Annotated in this window: 13 protein-coding genes; all 13 read left to right on the top strand. The window is 45.7% G+C overall.

Going from position 1 to position 16342, the window contains the following annotated elements; translation table 11 throughout:
- Window positions 1-81 precede the first annotated feature (81 nt).
- A complete protein-coding gene (locus ACYVD3_RS21425) occupies window positions 82-1410 on the top strand; it encodes a putative DNA modification/repair radical SAM protein (RefSeq protein ID WP_460644529.1) in 1329 nt (442 codons plus the stop codon).
- Window positions 1407-2186, top strand: a complete 780-nt coding sequence (locus tag ACYVD3_RS21420; RefSeq protein WP_460644528.1) for a TIGR03915 family putative DNA repair protein — start codon at window positions 1407-1409, stop codon at window positions 2184-2186. The genes ACYVD3_RS21425 and ACYVD3_RS21420 overlap by 4 nt, the downstream gene beginning before the upstream one ends.
- A gap of 284 nt (window positions 2187-2470) precedes the next feature.
- Window positions 2471-4012 (top strand): YifB family Mg chelatase-like AAA ATPase, encoded by a 1542-nt coding sequence (locus ACYVD3_RS21415; RefSeq protein ID WP_460644527.1) that lies wholly within the window; start codon window positions 2471-2473, stop codon window positions 4010-4012.
- The gene (dprA, locus tag ACYVD3_RS21410; RefSeq protein WP_460644526.1) at window positions 4005-5105 is read left to right on the top strand and encodes a DNA-processing protein DprA; all 1101 of its coding nucleotides are present in this window, start codon (window positions 4005-4007) and stop codon (window positions 5103-5105) included. The genes ACYVD3_RS21415 and dprA overlap by 8 nt, the downstream gene beginning before the upstream one ends.
- A 14-nt stretch (window positions 5106-5119) precedes the next feature.
- Complete coding sequence (gene topA / locus ACYVD3_RS21405) at window positions 5120-7189, top strand: type I DNA topoisomerase (RefSeq protein ID WP_460644525.1); 2070 nt, start codon at window positions 5120-5122, stop codon at window positions 7187-7189.
- A gap of 133 nt (window positions 7190-7322) precedes the next feature.
- Window positions 7323-8138, top strand: a complete 816-nt coding sequence (codY, locus tag ACYVD3_RS21400; protein WP_460644524.1) for a GTP-sensing pleiotropic transcriptional regulator CodY — start codon at window positions 7323-7325, stop codon at window positions 8136-8138.
- A gap of 323 nt (window positions 8139-8461) precedes the next feature.
- Window positions 8462-9202, top strand: a complete 741-nt coding sequence (rpsB, locus tag ACYVD3_RS21395) for a 30S ribosomal protein S2 (RefSeq protein ID WP_460644523.1) — start codon at window positions 8462-8464, stop codon at window positions 9200-9202.
- A 188-nt stretch (window positions 9203-9390) separates the two neighbouring features.
- Window positions 9391-10314, top strand: coding sequence for a translation elongation factor Ts (gene tsf, locus ACYVD3_RS21390; RefSeq protein ID WP_460644522.1), 924 nt, complete (start codon window positions 9391-9393; stop codon window positions 10312-10314).
- A 130-nt stretch (window positions 10315-10444) separates the two neighbouring features.
- Entirely contained in the window at window positions 10445-11362 is a 918-nt protein-coding gene (locus ACYVD3_RS21385; protein WP_460644521.1) for an ABC transporter permease, read from the top strand.
- Window positions 11363-11379: 17 nt separating this feature from the next.
- Window positions 11380-12420 carry an ABC transporter permease gene (locus ACYVD3_RS21380; RefSeq protein WP_460644520.1) on the top strand — a complete coding sequence of 347 codons (1041 nt, stop codon included), beginning with the start codon at window positions 11380-11382 and terminating at the stop codon, window positions 12418-12420.
- A gap of 15 nt (window positions 12421-12435) precedes the next feature.
- Complete coding sequence (locus tag ACYVD3_RS21375; RefSeq protein WP_460644519.1) at window positions 12436-13446, top strand: ABC transporter ATP-binding protein; 1011 nt, start codon at window positions 12436-12438, stop codon at window positions 13444-13446.
- Window positions 13446-14423, top strand: a complete 978-nt coding sequence (locus ACYVD3_RS21370; protein ID WP_460644717.1) for an ABC transporter ATP-binding protein — start codon at window positions 13446-13448, stop codon at window positions 14421-14423. The genes ACYVD3_RS21375 and ACYVD3_RS21370 overlap by 1 nt, the downstream gene beginning before the upstream one ends.
- A 107-nt stretch (window positions 14424-14530) precedes the next feature.
- Window positions 14531-16216: a peptide ABC transporter substrate-binding protein gene (locus tag ACYVD3_RS21365; protein WP_460644518.1), complete on the top strand. Its 1686-nt coding sequence runs from the start codon at window positions 14531-14533 to the stop codon at window positions 16214-16216.
- Window positions 16217-16342: the final 126 nt, after the last annotated feature.

The raw sequence follows: 16342 nt of genomic DNA, 5'->3' as shown, positions 1-16342 counted from the left end.
GAACATACATTCGAAAATGCTTGAAAAAATAGTCTGCTTATGCTACAATAAAGAAAAAGAACGTGTGTTCGAGGTGAAAAAATGCTGATTCAGGAAGAATTAAGTGTAAAGGAAAAGCTTGAAATATTGTCTGATGCCGCAAAATACGACGTTGCCTGTACTTCCAGCGGAGTGGACCGGAAGGGGAAGGCTGGGACCCTTGGGAATACAACGGCACCTGGAATCTGCCACAGTTTTTCCGCAGATGGAAGATGTATTTCTCTTTTGAAAATATTATTTACCAACCAGTGTATCCATGATTGTAAGTACTGCATCAACCGGTGCTCCAACGATGTGGTGAGGACTGCATTTACCCCGGATGAGGTGTGCCGGCTGACGATCCAGTTTTACCGCCGCAATTACATTGAAGGGCTGTTCCTCAGCTCCGGAGTTCTTCACAGTGCTGATTACACTATGGATCTGATTTACCAAACCCTTAAAAAACTTCGGGAGGAGCACCATTTCCGAGGTTATATCCATGTAAAGGCCATTCCGGGAGCAGATCCGGTTCTCATTGAAAAGACTGGGTTTCTGGCGGACCGTATGAGCATCAACCTAGAGCTTCCCACGGCCGATGGACTTAAGAAGCTGGCTCCCGGTAAGAGCAGGAGCAAGATCCTTACGCCCATGAAGCAGATCCAGAGAGGGATCGCGGCCAACCGCTGCGAGTTGATGGAATACGGAAAGGTCCCGTCCTTTGTGCCGGCAGGGCAGAGCACTCAGATGATTGTGGGGGCCACCAGGGAAAATGATTTTCAGATGATGATGGTGGCGGAGGCCCTTTATCAGAATTATGATTTAAAAAGAGTGTTCTATTCTGCATTTGTCCCTGTTAACCAGGACAGCAGCCTGCCTGCTCTTCCCGGGGGACCGCCTCTTTTGCGGGAACACAGGCTGTACCAGGCCGACTGGCTCATGCGCTTTTATGGATTTCAAGCGGGGGAATTGCTTTCTGAGGACCGCCCTAATTTTAATGTGCTTCTGGATCCCAAGTGTGACTGGGCTTTGCGCCATCTGGAGCTGTTTCCGGTGGAAGTAAACAGGGCAGACTATTATACACTTCTGAGGGTTCCTGGAATGGGCGTGAAGTCAGCAAAGCGTATTATTGCGGCCAGAAGAAATGGGCCTCTGGATTTTGACGCTTTGAAAAAGATCGGTGTCGTATTAAAACGGGCGCTTTATTTTATCACATGTTCCGGCAGGATGATGTATCCGGTTAAGATCGAGGAAGACTTTATTTCCGGTCATCTCATCGGTGAGGAACAGAAAAAAGTATGGGACATCGGTTCGACGGGAACGTTTCAACAGCTTTCCCTGTTTGATGACATGAATTTACCCGCTTTGGCAGATTTTGGAGGAGTCCGGATATGAAAACAGTCTATTTATGTGAGAACAGCGTAGAAGGCATTCTCAGCGGCGTATATGCAGCATGGACCGGTAGAAAGGGGCATGAGAATGTGAAGCTTGGCATCATGGGGAATGAGGACACCATGGAGCTGTTCTGTGAGTACCAGGAGGTTCCGGTCAATGCAGTGAATGTGGATAAGGTGGTGCAGGCGATCAGAAAGAAGATATCAGAGGAAGCCTATATTGCTGTATACAAAGCTGCCTTAAGCAAGGAAAAGGACCGTGCAGATAAAATTTACCGTTTCTTGATTTACGGCTTCCATTTTGGAGCAAACATTGTCCATATGCTTCAGGTCCAGGAGGTATACGATATATTTCAAATGTGCCGTCATATTGATAATGAGACCCATCTGCTCACAGGCTTTGTGCGCTTTGTGGAGATGGAAGGAGGCCTGCTGGTGAGCCGGATCGGACCAAAGAATGATGTGCTTGTTCTTCTGGCTCCTCATTTTATGGACCGTCTGTCAGGAGAAAATTGGGTTTTATACGATGAAAACAGGAAAAAGGCGGTTTTGCATCCGGCCCTGAGGCCCTGGTTTTTGGCTGATCTGATTTCGTCGGAATGGGAAGATCGAATGAAAAAAGCGTCGGATGAGGACGAGTATGAAGTACTTTTTCAGCGCTTTAGAAAAAGCATTTCCATAAAAGAGAGGACAAATCCGGCTTGTCAGCGCAACCACATGCCCCTCCGTTACCGGGCCTATATGCCTGAATTTTCTCACGGCTTAAAAGATTACTGATTTTTAGAGTAATCCTTATTTTGTTGTGAGAAAGGGTGATACCAGGGAAAAAACCATTGCCTTTTTCCTTTTTTTCGGCTATTATAAAAGCAGGTTCCAGTTCAGGAACATTCCAGATGCGTTTCTGCATATTTTCCAGGCTTATTATTTGCGATACAGAAGAATGAAATACCCTGGGGGTATACCTTTGTGCCCGGAAAGCATGGGCGTACATAAGCAAATACCCAGGGGTATACCTTTATGCCCAGAAAGCATGGGCGTACATAAGGAAAGGAGAGGCGGTTTTGTACAGTAAAGTTCATAGTGTGGGCATTAAGGGAGTGGAGGGCGTCCCCATTCTGGTGGAGGCAGATGTCAGTGACGGGCTTCCAGGCTTTTCCATGGTGGGTTATCTCTCCGCTGAGGTGAAGGAAGCCCAGGACCGGGTAAGAACGGCCTTGAGAAATTCCGGTTTCCGGCTGCCTGCAAGAAAAATCACCATTAATTTGTCCCCTGCCGACATCCGCAAGGAGGGGACTGCTTTTGATCTGCCCATTGCGGTGGCCATTCTCACAGCTTCCGGCATGATAGAGCCTGCTGCTTTGGGAAATTGTGTGATTTCCGGGGAATTGGGTTTAGATGGGGAGATTAAGCCTGTACGAGGGGCCCTCTCCATCACAGCGGCCGCAAAAAAGGACGGAAAGCGTCAATGTTTTCTCCCCAGTGAAAACGTCAGTGAGGGCTTAGTAATAGAAGGAATGGAAATCATTGGTGTGGATCATCTGAAAGATTTAACGGATCAGCTTAAGCTTTCTGAGAAACAAAGAGCAGGCTGCCATGGCCAAGGCGGACTGACGGGGCAGGAAGAGGCCTATGGCGTGGATTTTTCAGAGATTGGAGGGCAGATGCTCTTAAGGAGGGCCACAGAGGTGGCGGTGGCAGGTATGCACAATATTCTTTATATCGGTCCCGCTGGAACCGGAAAGACCATGCTGGCCAAAAGGATTCCCACCATCATGCCCTCCCTGTCAATGGAGGAGGCCGTGGAAATATCAAAGATATACAGCGTATGCGGACTGCTTTCCCAGGAAAGGCCCTTAATGACAAAACGGCCCTTTCGCAGCCCTCATCATACCATCAGCCCCACGGCCTTGGCCGGGGGAGGGCGGATACCAAAACCAGGTGAAATCTCCCTGGCATCCGGAGGCGTTCTGTTTCTGGATGAATTACCCGAATTTGAAAAAAATACCATAGAGATTTTAAGGCAGCCACTTGAAGAGAGGAAAATAACGGTTTCCAGGATGTTTGGCGCCTATGAATTTCCGGCGGATTTTATGATGATAGCCGCCATGAACCCTTGCGCCTGTGGATTTTTTCCCGACAGGGCAAGATGCAGGTGCTCTGAACAGCAGGTGCGCAAATATTTAAGCAGGATATCAAAGCCGCTGCTGGACCGGATCGACATCTGTGCAGAATCCGGGGCAGTTACTTATGAAGAACTCCAGGAAAGAAAGGGCGGTGAGTCCTCCTCTTCCATACGGACACGGGTGGAGGGGGCGAGACAGATTCAAAAAAAGCGGTTTGAAGGCCAGGAGATATATTTTAACAGCTCCATGAATAAGGCCCAGATCCAGGAATCCTGCGGTCTTGGAAGGAGAGAGCAGGAATTTCTAAAAAAAGTTTATGAAAATCTGGGGCTCAGTGTGAGAGGCTACGAAAAGATCCTGAAGGTGTCCAGGACCATAGCGGATTTAGAAGGCTGTGAAAAGATTAAAAAGGACCATCTGGCAGAGGCGGTGGGGCTGCGAAGCCTGGAAGGAAAGTATTGGGGAGGAATCTATGGGTGATCATGTAGAACGGGAGTATTTATACTGGCTTTGTCATGTTCCGTCTCTGGGGGCGGTGAAAATAAAAAAACTGTATGATTACATTGGAAGCTATAAAGGGATATATAATATAGAAGGAAAAGAACTGGTGCGGTCAGGACTTTTAAAACAGGCAGAAGCTTCATTTTTTGAGAAGATGAAAGGAGAGAAAGACGCCTGCAGATGGGAGCTGGAGGAATTAGAAAATAGAGGGATTCATTTTGTTACACCCTATGACAGGGAATACCCGAAACGGCTCCTTGCAATTTACGGATATCCCATGGGAATCTTTTTTAAAGGAAAGCTGCCTGAGGATGAAAGGCCTGCGGTTGCCATAATCGGAGCCAGAAACTGTACCAATTACGGAAAACAAATGGCCTCTTACCTGGCAGGAGAGCTATCCAGGGCAGGGATTCAGATCATCAGCGGACTGGCCTGGGGAATTGACGGGGCAGGACATCAGGGAGCACTGGAAGCAGGCGGGGATACTTATGGAATTTTAGGCTGCGGGATCAATATCTGCTATCCAAAGGAAAATTATGGATTATACCAACAGATGGCGGCCAGTGGAGGAATCATTACAGAGTTCATGCCAAAAGAAGCGCCAAGACCCTGTAATTTCCCCATGAGGAACCGGATCATCAGCGGGCTGTCGGATGTGATTTTAGTGATTGAGGCAAGGGAAAAGAGCGGTTCCCTGATCACGGTGAACCTGGGTCTTGAACAGGGAAAAGAAATTTTTGCCCTTCCCGGAAGAGCCACGGATCCCTTAAGTGCCGGCTGCAACCGGCTTATTTTTGAAGGTGCCGGAATTTTGTTAGGCCCTGATTCTGTACTGGAATATTTCAAATTACAAAGTGGTAATATATTAAGAGTTCATGAAAAAGATAAGAACGGACTTGTCAAAAAAGAAAAAATGGTGTATAGTTGCCTAGATTTGCAACCAAAGAATCTGGAAGAGATCATAGCTTTAAGCGGATTGTCTGTCAGCGATTGTATGAGCGCCCTTTTGGAATTAGAACTTAAAGGCTGGGTTGTGCAGACATCCCATCAATATTATGGTAAGAAATTATAGGCGAGGAGTTTGGTATGGCGAACTGTTTAGTAATTGTGGAATCACCGGCAAAGGTAAAGACGATAAAAAAGTTCCTGGGAGCGAATTATGAAGTAGATGCCTCTAACGGACATGTGAGGGATCTCCCGAAAAGCCAGATGGGAATTGATGTAGAGAATGATTTTGATCCTAAATATATAACAATCAGAGGGAAGGGCGATATCCTGGCCAAGCTTAGAAAAGAAGTAAAGAAGGCTGATAAGATCTATCTTGCTACTGACCCTGACCGGGAGGGAGAGGCGATCTCCTGGCATCTGATGAAGGCTTTGAAGCTGGATGAACTGAAGGATAAGCAGGTGTACCGGATCAGCTTTAACGAGATTACGAAGAACGCGGTAAAGACTTCCTTAAAAACCCCAAGAGTGATTGATATGGACCTGGTGGACGCCCAGCAGGCCAGAAGGGTTTTGGACCGTATGGTAGGATATATGATAAGCCCTCTCCTTTGGGCAAAAGTAAAGAGAGGCTTAAGCGCCGGCCGTGTTCAGTCAGTGGCGCTGCGGCTGATCAGTGACCGGGAGGAAGAGATCGACGCATTTATTCCTGAGGAATACTGGAACCTGGAAGCAGTTTTAAAGCAGGAAGGGAGCAAAAAGCTTCTTACTGCAAAATTTTACGGTGACAGAGACGGCAAAATTGCAATCCGGAAAAAGGAAGAACTGGAAGAGATCCTGGAAGGTCTTGAAAACCAGACCTACCAGGTGGAGGAAATCAAGAATGGGGAAAGGATCAAGAAAGCCCCCATTCCATTTACCACCAGCACCCTTCAGCAGGAAGCGTCCAAGGTACTTAACTTTTCAACACAGAAAACCATGCGCCTGGCCCAGCAGCTATATGAAGGTGTGGAAGTTGCAGGACGCGGGACAGTGGGACTTATCACCTATTTGAGAACCGACTCCACCAGGATCGCTGAGGAGGCAGACATTGCGGCAAGGGAATATATTGGAAAGCAGTACGGCAGCCAGTATGTGGCAAATGGAGAGCAGGCGAAAAAAAGCAATGCAAAGATCCAGGATGCTCATGAGGCCATCCGTCCCACAGATATTTCGCTGACGCCGGTTATGGTAAAGGAATCCCTGCAGCGGGATTTATTCCGGCTTTACCAGTTGATCTGGAAACGTTTTACAGCCAGCAGAATGCAGCCAGCCGTTTATCAAACTACTTCAGTCAGGGTGGGAGCCGGAAAATATGTGTTCACTCTTTCCGCTTCCAAGTTATCCTTTGACGGCTTTATGTCCGTATATGTGCAGGAGGATGATAAGGAAGAAGCCAATGTATTGCTGGGCAATCTGGAAAAAGGCAGCCTCCTTAAGCTGGATATGCTTGAGAGCGGGCAGCATTTTACCCAGCCGCCGTCGCATTTTACGGAGGCCTCTCTTGTAAAAGCCATGGAAGAACAAGGCATCGGGCGCCCAAGTACCTATGCCCCTACGATTACCACCATTTTAGCCAGGCGATATGTGGCAAAGGAGAGTAAAAACCTTTATGTGACAGAACTGGGAGTAGTGGTCAACAGCATGATGAAGCAAAGCTTCCCAAGCATTGTTGATGTCACCTTCACTGCCAACTTAGAATACCTTCTTGATAAAGTGGGAGACGGTTCTGTCCAGTGGAAGACAGTTGTGAAAAATTTCTATCCGGATTTAAAGGAGGCGGTGGATAAAGCCCTTGTGGAATTAGAAACCGTGACCATTGCCGATGAGGTGACGGAGGAGATCTGCGAGCTATGCGGACGGAACATGGTTATAAAGTACGGCCCTCACGGGAAATTCCTGGCTTGCCCCGGATTTCCTGAATGCAAGAATACAAAGCCTTATCTGGAAAAGATCGGCGTTCCTTGTCCGAAATGCGGAAAAGAAGTAGTAATAAAGAAAACCAAAAAGGGAAGAATCTATTACGGATGTGAAGCAAATCCGGATTGTGATTTTATGTCCTGGCAAAAGCCTTCTACGAAGGCCTGCCCCAAGTGTGGAGCCTATATGGTTGAAAAGGGAAACAAATTGCTTTGCTCAAACGAGCAATGCGGATATAGCACTGACAAATAGGAAAAAAGAATAATTATTAAGAAAATCGAAAATCTTCAAAAAACTATTGTTATTTGAAAATAATAATGTTAATATTTAATCATTAGAGGTGTATTTTAGATTTTCACATAAATTCTTAAGGAGGTTTTCGGCTATGAGCGTACAGTTGTTGGACAAAACTAGAAAAATTAACAAATTATTGCATAACAATAATTCGCATAAGGTTGTATTTAACGATATCTGTGAAGTGCTGACCGAGATCCTGAATTCGAATATTCTTGTGATCAGCAAGAAGGGAAAGGTGCTTGGCATTGGCCTGACACCGGACATCGAGGAAATTCAGGAGCTGATCGCGGACCAGGTAGGCGGTTATGTAGATACGATGTTAAACGAGCGTTTGCTCAGCATTTTATCAACCAAGGAAAACGTCAATCTGGAAACGCTGGGTTTCACTGGTGACGATATCAGAAAATACCAAGCAATCATCACACCTATTGACATTGCAGGGGAAAGGCTTGGAACCCTGTTTATTTATAAATCCGATTCCCAATATGATATAGACGATATCATTTTAAGCGAATACGGCACAACAGTGGTAGGACTGGAGATGATGCGTTCCGTCAATGAGGAGAATGCGGAGGAAACCAGAAAAGTACAGATTGTCAAGTCAGCAATCAGCACCTTATCTTTTTCCGAACTGGAAGCCATTACTCATATCTTTGAGGAACTGGATGGAAACGAGGGTATCCTGGTGGCCAGCAAGATCGCTGACCGTGTAGGCATCACCCGTTCCGTTATTGTCAATGCCCTTAGGAAATTTGAAAGTGCGGGAGTGATTGAATCCAGATCTTCCGGCATGAAGGGAACTTATATCAAGGTATTGAATGACGTAGTCTTTGATGAATTAAAAACCATTAGAGCCGGAACCGTTAAAAATATAGCGGAGCGCCGGGAAATAAAAGATATATAAAATCCAGAGTCAGGAAAAAAAGAGCAGAGGGAAACAACTGCTCTTTTTTTAGTAAAAGCCCAATGAAAAACCCCTCAACCTTGTGTCTGGAGAACCGACAATATGACCAAATATCCAGTTGATTCATTAAATCACAAAATATGGCAGGATATGTTTGTTTTGCACATAAAATACAAAAAAATACTTGCATCATGTAGAAAGATATGCTATACTGGCTAGGCTGACAAAAAACACGTCTGCGGATTCCAGAGGAGGGTGCCGGATACCGGTCTCCCCGGAAGCACGAGAAGCGGGCGGAAGTAAAACCAAATGGAGGTAGTAACATGAGTGTTATTTCAATGAAGCAGCTTTTAGAAGCTGGCGTACACTTTGGTCATCAGACCAGAAGATGGAACCCTAAGATGGCTCCATACATTTACACAGAGAGAAACGGTATCTATATCATCGACTTACAGAAGTCTGTTGTAAAGGTAGATGAGGCTTACAAGGCAGTGTCTGACATTGCTGCAGAAGGCGGCAAGATCCTTTTCGTAGGAACAAAGAAGCAGGCTCAGGATGCCATCAAGGCCGAGTCAGAGCGCTGCGGTATGTATTTCGTTAATGAGAGATGGCTTGGCGGTATGCTTACAAACTTTAAGACAATCCAGTCCAGAGTTGCAAGATTAAAGAAGATCGAGACCATGTCCCTTGACGGCACATTTGATGTTCTTCCTAAGAAAGAAGTTCTTGCTCTTAGGAAAGAATGGGAGAAATTAGAGAAGAACTTAGGCGGAATCAAAGAAATGAAGAAGATTCCCGATGCGATTTTTGTTGTAGATCCTAAGAAAGAAAGAATCTGCGTTCAGGAAGCTCATACACTGGGGATTCCGTTAATTGGTATCGCTGATACAAACTGTGATCCTGAAGAACTTGATTTTGTGATTCCAGGCAATGATGATGCCATAAGAGCCGTTAAGTTAATTGTATCTAAGATGGCAGACGCAGTGATCGAGGCAAACCAGGGCGAGGCAGTAGCTGAAGAAGCAGAAGCAGCTCAGGAAACAGAAGAGACTGTAGAGGCTTAATTATTCAGGCGATTTAATGCTTCGACCTGCTTTGAGAAGCGGGTCGGAGCTTTTTTTACTGGAAAAAAGTTCCTGTGAATCAAACAGCCTTTGAGAATATCAAAGTTGAAAAGAACGCCCTGCGGCATACCTTTATGCCCAAAAAGCATGGGCAATAGCAATGAAATCAATTGATGGAGGGAAAACAAATGGCAGCAGTTACAGCTGGAATGGTAAAAGAATTAAGAGAGATGACCGGCGCAGGTATGATGGATTGCAAGAAGGCTCTTGCAGAAACAGATGGTGATATGGACAAAGCAGTAGAGTTCTTAAGAGAAAAAGGACTTGCGGCTGCTTCTAAGAAAGCAGGAAGAATTGCGGCAGAAGGACTTGTTACCACTGTTGTAAGCGAAGATGGAAAGTCTGCTGCAATCGTAGAGGTAAACAGTGAGACAGACTTTGTTGCAAAGAATGCTCAGTTCCAGGGCTATGTTGCAGACGTTGCAGCTCAGGTGCTTGTTTCTCAGACAAAAGACATGGATGCATTTCTTGCAGAGACATGGACAAAGGACAGCTCCTTAACAGTTGCTCAGGCACTGTCCAGCCAGATCGCAGTGATCGGGGAAAATATGAACATCAGAAGATTTGAAAAGATCGTTACCGACGGTGTGGTTGTTGATTATATCCACGGCGGCGGAAGAATCGGTGTTTTAATTGAAGCTGATGCAGAAGTGGTGAATGACGCTGTCAAGGAAGCTTTAAAGAATATTGCCATGCAGATTGCCGCATTAACACCAAAGTATGTGAAGAGAGATGAAATTTCTCAGGAATTCATTGATCATGAAATGGAAATCTTAAAGGTACAGGCTAAGAATGAGAACCCGGATAAACCGGACAACATTCTTGAGAAAATGATTGTCGGCCGTTTAAATAAAGAATTAAAGGAATTCTGTCTGGTAGACCAGGCTTATGTAAAAGATGGAGATTTAACCGTAGGCAAGTACTTGGAGCAGGTTTCCAAGGAAGTTGGCGGTAAGGTAGAAGTGAAAAAGTTCGTACGCTTTGAGACTGGTGAAGGTCTTGAGAGAAAAGAAGAGAACTTTGCAGAAGAAGTTGCAAAGCAGATGCAGTAATCTTGTAACAGGATTCTGGGGGGAATCCCATGGGTATCCATGGGATTTTTCTATTCAAACAATGTCCGTTTACCATTGACATATGTTTCCATAATAGGCGGACATCACTATACCAAAGGAGTTGAGGAAAGTGGCTAAATATATTTTAAAACGTATCGCTATGGCGATTGTAACCATTTTTGCTGTTGCAACGGTTACTTTCTTTGTCATGAACATGGTGCCAGGCGGCCCCTTCATGTCTGAGAAGGCCATCAGCCCACAGGCCCAGGCGGCCCTTAATGAAAAGTACGGCCTGGACAAACCGTTAGGTGAACAGTATGTGACCTATATGAAAGATTTGCTTCATGGCAATTTAGGATTAAGCGTAAAACAGCGCGGCCGTACGGTGAATATGATCATCGAAACAAAGTTCCCGGTATCTGCAAAGATCGGCGGAATCGCCATCCTGACTGCTGTCTTAGTTGGCGTTCCATTGGGAAGTATCGCTGCATTCAAGCGGGGAACCGCTGTTGATAATGTTATTATTATATTCAGTACATGCGGCATCGCAGTACCAAGCTTTGTAGTCTGTACTATTTTAATGTATGTTTTGAGCCTGAAGCTGGGCCTCCTGCCTACCTTTGGACTGGCATCATGGAAAAATTACATTATGCCCGTAATGGCTCTTTCATTTTATCCGTCCTCATATATCGCACGTCTGATGCGTTCTTCCATGCTGGATGTTATGGGACAGGATTACATGAGAACAGCCCGTGCCAAGGGGCTTTCCCAGATGGTCAGCATCTTTAAGCATGCGCTTCGTAATGCCATTCTTCCGGTTGTTACATATTTAGGTCCTCTTTTGGCCTATACCGTAACAGGAAGCTTTATTGTTGAGAAGATATTTACGATACCGGGCTTGGGATCTGAATTCATTGGTTCCATTACAGGACGTGACTATCCGCTCATTATGGGTACTACGATTTTCCTTGCTACTTTAATGGTTATCATGAATGTGCTGGTGGACGTTGCTTATAAATTCATCGATCCGCGAATTAATCTGAAGTAAGGGAGAGGAGAAAGAAGATGCCAAAGAATAAATTATCATTGCAGCTTAATGTGGAAGACTTTCTCCCGGCAAGCGATGCAGAAAAAGAAAGCCTAACCGTCATGCGCAAGAGCGTAGGATTTTGGAAGGATGGAATCAGGCGCCTTAAAAAGAACAAGATTTCAATGGTCAGCCTTGTTGTGATCATTATTGTATTTATTTTATCATTTATTGTGCCTCAATTGTATCCCTACAGCTATGAACAGCAGATCAGGGGAAGTGAAAACCTTGCTCCCATGCAGTATTCCCAAAAGGAACTGACTGCCATGGATGCAGGAGAGGATGTATTTCCTCATGTTTTGGGAACAGATAACCTGGGCCGTGACTATGCCATCCGTGTCATGATGGGAAGCCGTGTTTCCCTGATGGTTGGCTTGATCGCTTCTTGTATCATTTTGCTCATTGGTTCCCTTTATGGCTCCGTTGCAGGTTTCTTCGGCGGATGGGTGGATATGATCATGATGCGTGTCGTGGACATGATCTATACGGTGCCTGATATTCTGATCATCGTACTGTTGTCCGTTGCTTTTGACCAGCCTCTAAAAGCTTTGTCTCAAAGGCCCGGCTTTCAGTGGATCCAGGTCATCGGCGTCAACTTAATCAGTATTTTCGTTGTATTTGCCCTGCTCTACTGGGTAGGTATGGCACGTATCGTGCGAAGCCAGATCCTGATTTTAAAGGAACAGGAATATGTAACTGCGGCAAGAGCTCTTGGCGCTTCCAGCGGTCATATTATTAAGAAGCACCTGCTTACAAACTGTATTGGTACTCTGATCGTTACAACTACACTGCAGATTCCTTCTTCTATTTTTACGGAGAGCTTTTTAAGCTTCCTGGGTCTTGGCGTTGCTGCGCCCATGCCTTCATTGGGAAGTCTTGCAAGCGCTGCGTTAAATGGTCTGCAAAGCTATCCTCACCGCTTATTCGCACCGGCTCTTGCGATTTCTGTTATTATTTTAAGTTTTAACCTTTTGGGTGATGGTCTCCGTGACGCATTCGATCCAAAACTGAAAGATTAAAGGAGGAGAGATTCCATGAGTGAATATTTAGTTAATATTGAGAATGAACGTCTTTCCTTCTTTACTCCGGCTGGAGAGGTTAAGGCGCTTAATGATGTATCCCTTCATCTTCGTGAGGGAGAGGTTTTAGGAATTGTAGGAGAGTCTGGTTCCGGTAAGTCTGTAACAGCCTACAGCCTTATGGGCCTCACTGCTTATCCCGGGCGCCTGATTGGCGGTTCTCTTCAGTTTAACGGACATCAGATTGAGAAGATGTCAGAGAAGCAAATGAGAAAAATCCGGGGAAATGAAATTTCTATTATTTTCCAGGATCCCATGACCAGCTTAAATCCGGTCTACACCATTGGAAACCAGATCACGGAAGTGGTCATGCTTCACACAAAGAAAAACCAACAGCAGGCAAATGAAAGAGCAAGAGAGCTTCTCACCCTGGTAGGCATCAACGAACCGGATAAGCGTCTGAAGCAGTACCCTCACGAGCTGTCCGGCGGTATGCGCCAGCGTGTTATGATCGCCATTGCCCTTGCATGTGAGCCAAAGCTTTTGATCGCCGATGAGCCGACTACGGCTCTTGACGTTACCATTCAGGCTCAGATTCTGGAATTGATGATGGAATTAAAAGAAAAGCTTGGTATGGCGATCATTATGATCACCCATGACCTGGGGGTTGTTGCCAACATGTGTGACCGCATTGCAGTTATGTATGCAGGAAAAGTGGTGGAGTACGGAAATACTGATGATATTTTCTATAATCCCAGCCATGAATATACCAAGGGGCTCATTCGAAGCATTCCGAAGCTTACGGAAAAAGAACACAACAAGCTGGTTCCCATTGAAGGAAGCCCTGTGGATATGCTTAATCCGCCGGCCGGCTGTCCCTTTGCGCCCAGATGCAGAGCCTGCATGAAGATTTGTCTGCGTGAAATGCCGCCATATACGGATATATCTGATATTCATTACAGTGCCTGCTGGCTGCTTCAGAAACAAGAATTTGAGAAACAACAGGCCCAGAAGGGAGATGCATGATGGATAATAAATATCTTGTAGAGGTACAGAATTTACAGCAGTATTTCCCTGTTGCAGGAGGCAAATTATTTGAGAAAAAGGTGGTAAAGGCAGTAGATGACGTTTCCTTTGGAATCAAAAAAGGTGAAACTCTGGGACTGGTTGGAGAATCCGGCTGCGGAAAGACTACAACAGGACGTACTCTGCTCCGGCTTTATGAGCCTACCTCAGGAAAGATCTTTTTTGACGGGGAAGATATTACAAAGGTGAATATGCTCCCTTACCGTCAGAAAATGCAGATCGTGTTCCAGGACCCCTATGCCAGTTTGGATCCCCGTATGACTGTTGGGGATATTATCGGTGAAGCCATCGACATCCATCATCTGGCTTCCAATAGAAAGGACCGTCAGGACCAGATCATTTCGGTTCTGTCCACTGTAGGACTTAATTCAGAGCATGCAAACCGTTATCCTCATGAATTTTCAGGCGGACAGCGCCAGCGTGTGGGAATTGCCCGGGCTCTTGCAGTGAACCCTCAGTTCATTGTCTGTGACGAGCCGGTATCGGCTCTTGATGTGTCCATTCAGGCACAGGTTGTCAATATGTTCGAACAGCTTCAGGAAGAAATGGGACTGACCTACCTCTTTATTGCCCATGACCTTTCCATTGTAAAGCATATTTCCAACCGGATCGGCGTTATGTACTTAGGAAAGATGGTGGAGCTTGCAGACAGCTATGAGCTGACCTTCCACAGCGTGCATCCATATACCAAGAGTCTGATCTCTGCCATTCCCGTTGCGGACCCGAAAACCAGCCGTAGTTCCAAGAGAATCGTTCTGGAGGGAGATGTACCAAGCCCGGTAAATCCGCCATCCGGCTGCCGTTTCCGTACACGGTGTCCTTATGCGGATGAGCTTTGTGCAGCCCAGGAGCCGGAGTGGAAAGAGGTTTCTTCCGGACATTTTGCAGCGTGCCATCATCTGGACAAGGTGAACTGATTTATATTGCTAATTTACAGTTTATATGCTATGCTAAAAGTGTATCGGCACAGAATACATGATCATGTATTGCTGTGCCGATAAATATATTTTATAGGAGGGAATTTATGAAAAAAATGTCACTGGTATTGGCTGCTGTCATGGCAACAGGCATGATTCTTTCCGCCTGCGGCGGTAATAAATCGGCTGGCCCATCTGCAGGCGGTACGACCTCAGCAAACGGGGAAACAACTGCTCCTGCAGGAGCAACCGGAGGCCTTGACCTTGCGGTTCAGGTAGGCCCTGACCCTGAAACCATTGATCCGGCTTTAAATAGTGCGGCTGATGGTGCAAATGTAATTGTACATGCCTTTGAGACCTTGCTGATCGTGGATTCAGAAAACAAGATTGTACCTGGTCAGGCGGAATCTTATGATGTATCCGAGGATGGGCTTACCTATACCTTCCATCTTCGTGAGGGTCTGAAATGGAGTGACGGAAGTCCGTTAACTGCCAATGACTTTGTGTATTCATGGAAGAGACTGGCGGATCCTAATACGGCAGCTCCTTATGGGGCAGATATGCTGGGCTATGTAAAGGGCTATGAAGAGGCTGCTGCCGGAAATCTGGATGTTCTTGCTGTTTCCGCTCCGGATGATAAGACCTTTATAGTAGAATTATCCGTTCCCTGCGTATATTTTTCAAAGCTTGTTACTCATGCATCTATGGTTCCCGTACAGCAGGCATCTGTAGAGGCAAATGGGGAGCAGTGGAGTTTAAAGCCAGAAACTTATATTTCCAACGGACCTTTAAAGATGATCGAGTGGGTTCCAGGCTCTCATATAACTTTCGCAAAGAATGAAAATTACTGGAATGTGGATAAGATTACTTTAAATACCTTGAAATTTGTCCTGATGGAAGATTCCAATGCTGCTTACAGCGCTTATCAGACCGGCGAAGTGTCCATGATCAAGGATGTTCCAACAGAGGAGATTCCGGCGCTTAAGGGCAAAGAGGAGTTCCATGTAGAGCCAGGCATGGGTATTTCCTATATAGATTTCCAAAACCAGAAGGAGCCATTTAACAATCCGGATGTTCGCAAAGCCTTAAGCCTTGCCATTGACCGTGAGTATGTGGCCAATACGGTTATGCAGGGCATTGGTGCTCCTGCAGCAAACTTTGTTCCCCGAGGCGTTTCTGATGCGGAAGGTGGAACTCATTTTGAGGATGTAACACGGAAGAACAACGGGGGCGACTTCTTTAACGTTGAAGATCATGAAGCAGATGTTGCAAAGGCAAAGGAGCTTCTTGCAAAGGCAGGATATCCTGACGGACAGGGCTTCCCGATCATTGAGTACATGACCAATGATGCAGGTCATAACAAAGCGGTGGCAGAATACCTGCAGAGCTGCTGGAAGGAAACCCTTGGCATTAGCCTGGACATTAAGATTGTTGAATGGGCTACCTTTACACCTACCCGCCGTGCAGGAGATTATCAGGTTGCACGTGATGCCTGGAGCTTTGATTATGATGATCCTTCTAATCTGCTGAATCTGTTAATGTCTACAAGCGGCAATAACAATGCGTTGTACAAAAATCCTGAGCTTGACAAGCTGCTTAATGAAGCCAACTCCACGGCTGACATTGAAGAGCACTATGCAAAGCTTCATGAGGCGGAAAATATGATCCTTGAGGATGCAGCAATTGCTCCCATCACTTATCGGAATGAATTCTGGTTACAGGATCCTAAGTTAAAGGGAACCTGGTATTCTCCGTATGGTTACTGGTTCTTCCAGTATGCTACCATGGAATAAGAAATATCTGTTATGTATAAAAACACTCAGGATTGTTTTCTGGGTGTTTTTGTTTTTTGTGACCTGTCTGCCTGTCTGCCGAACTAAAATCTCATTGCTATTTTCCTGCTTTTATGGTATGCTAAA

The organism is Lacrimispora brassicae, from assembly GCF_054772055.1.
The sequence above is the reverse complement of the archived record's forward strand: the minus strand, read 5'-3'. Positions and strand labels throughout refer to the sequence as shown.

Bases quoted from the DNA above. Each gene is read 5' to 3' on its own strand.
- ACYVD3_RS21370 (WP_460644717.1), top strand. From the start codon at position 13,446: ATGGATAATAAATATCTTGTAGAGGTACAGAATTTACAGCAGTATTTC.
- codY (WP_460644524.1), top strand. From the start codon at position 7,323: ATGAGCGTACAGTTGTTGGACAAAACTAGAAAAATTAACAAATTATTG.
- tsf (WP_460644522.1), top strand. From the start codon at position 9,391: ATGGCAGCAGTTACAGCTGGAATGGTAAAAGAATTAAGAGAGATGACC.
- ACYVD3_RS21420 (WP_460644528.1), top strand. From the start codon at position 1,407: ATGAAAACAGTCTATTTATGTGAGAACAGCGTAGAAGGCATTCTCAGC.
- dprA (WP_460644526.1), top strand. From the start codon at position 4,005: ATGGGTGATCATGTAGAACGGGAGTATTTATACTGGCTTTGTCATGTT.
- rpsB (WP_460644523.1), top strand. From the start codon at position 8,462: ATGAGTGTTATTTCAATGAAGCAGCTTTTAGAAGCTGGCGTACACTTT.
- topA (WP_460644525.1), top strand. From the start codon at position 5,120: ATGGCGAACTGTTTAGTAATTGTGGAATCACCGGCAAAGGTAAAGACG.
- ACYVD3_RS21375 (WP_460644519.1), top strand. From the start codon at position 12,436: ATGAGTGAATATTTAGTTAATATTGAGAATGAACGTCTTTCCTTCTTT.
- ACYVD3_RS21365 (WP_460644518.1), top strand. From the start codon at position 14,531: ATGAAAAAAATGTCACTGGTATTGGCTGCTGTCATGGCAACAGGCATG.
- ACYVD3_RS21380 (WP_460644520.1), top strand. From the start codon at position 11,380: ATGCCAAAGAATAAATTATCATTGCAGCTTAATGTGGAAGACTTTCTC.
- ACYVD3_RS21425 (WP_460644529.1), top strand. From the start codon at position 82: ATGCTGATTCAGGAAGAATTAAGTGTAAAGGAAAAGCTTGAAATATTG.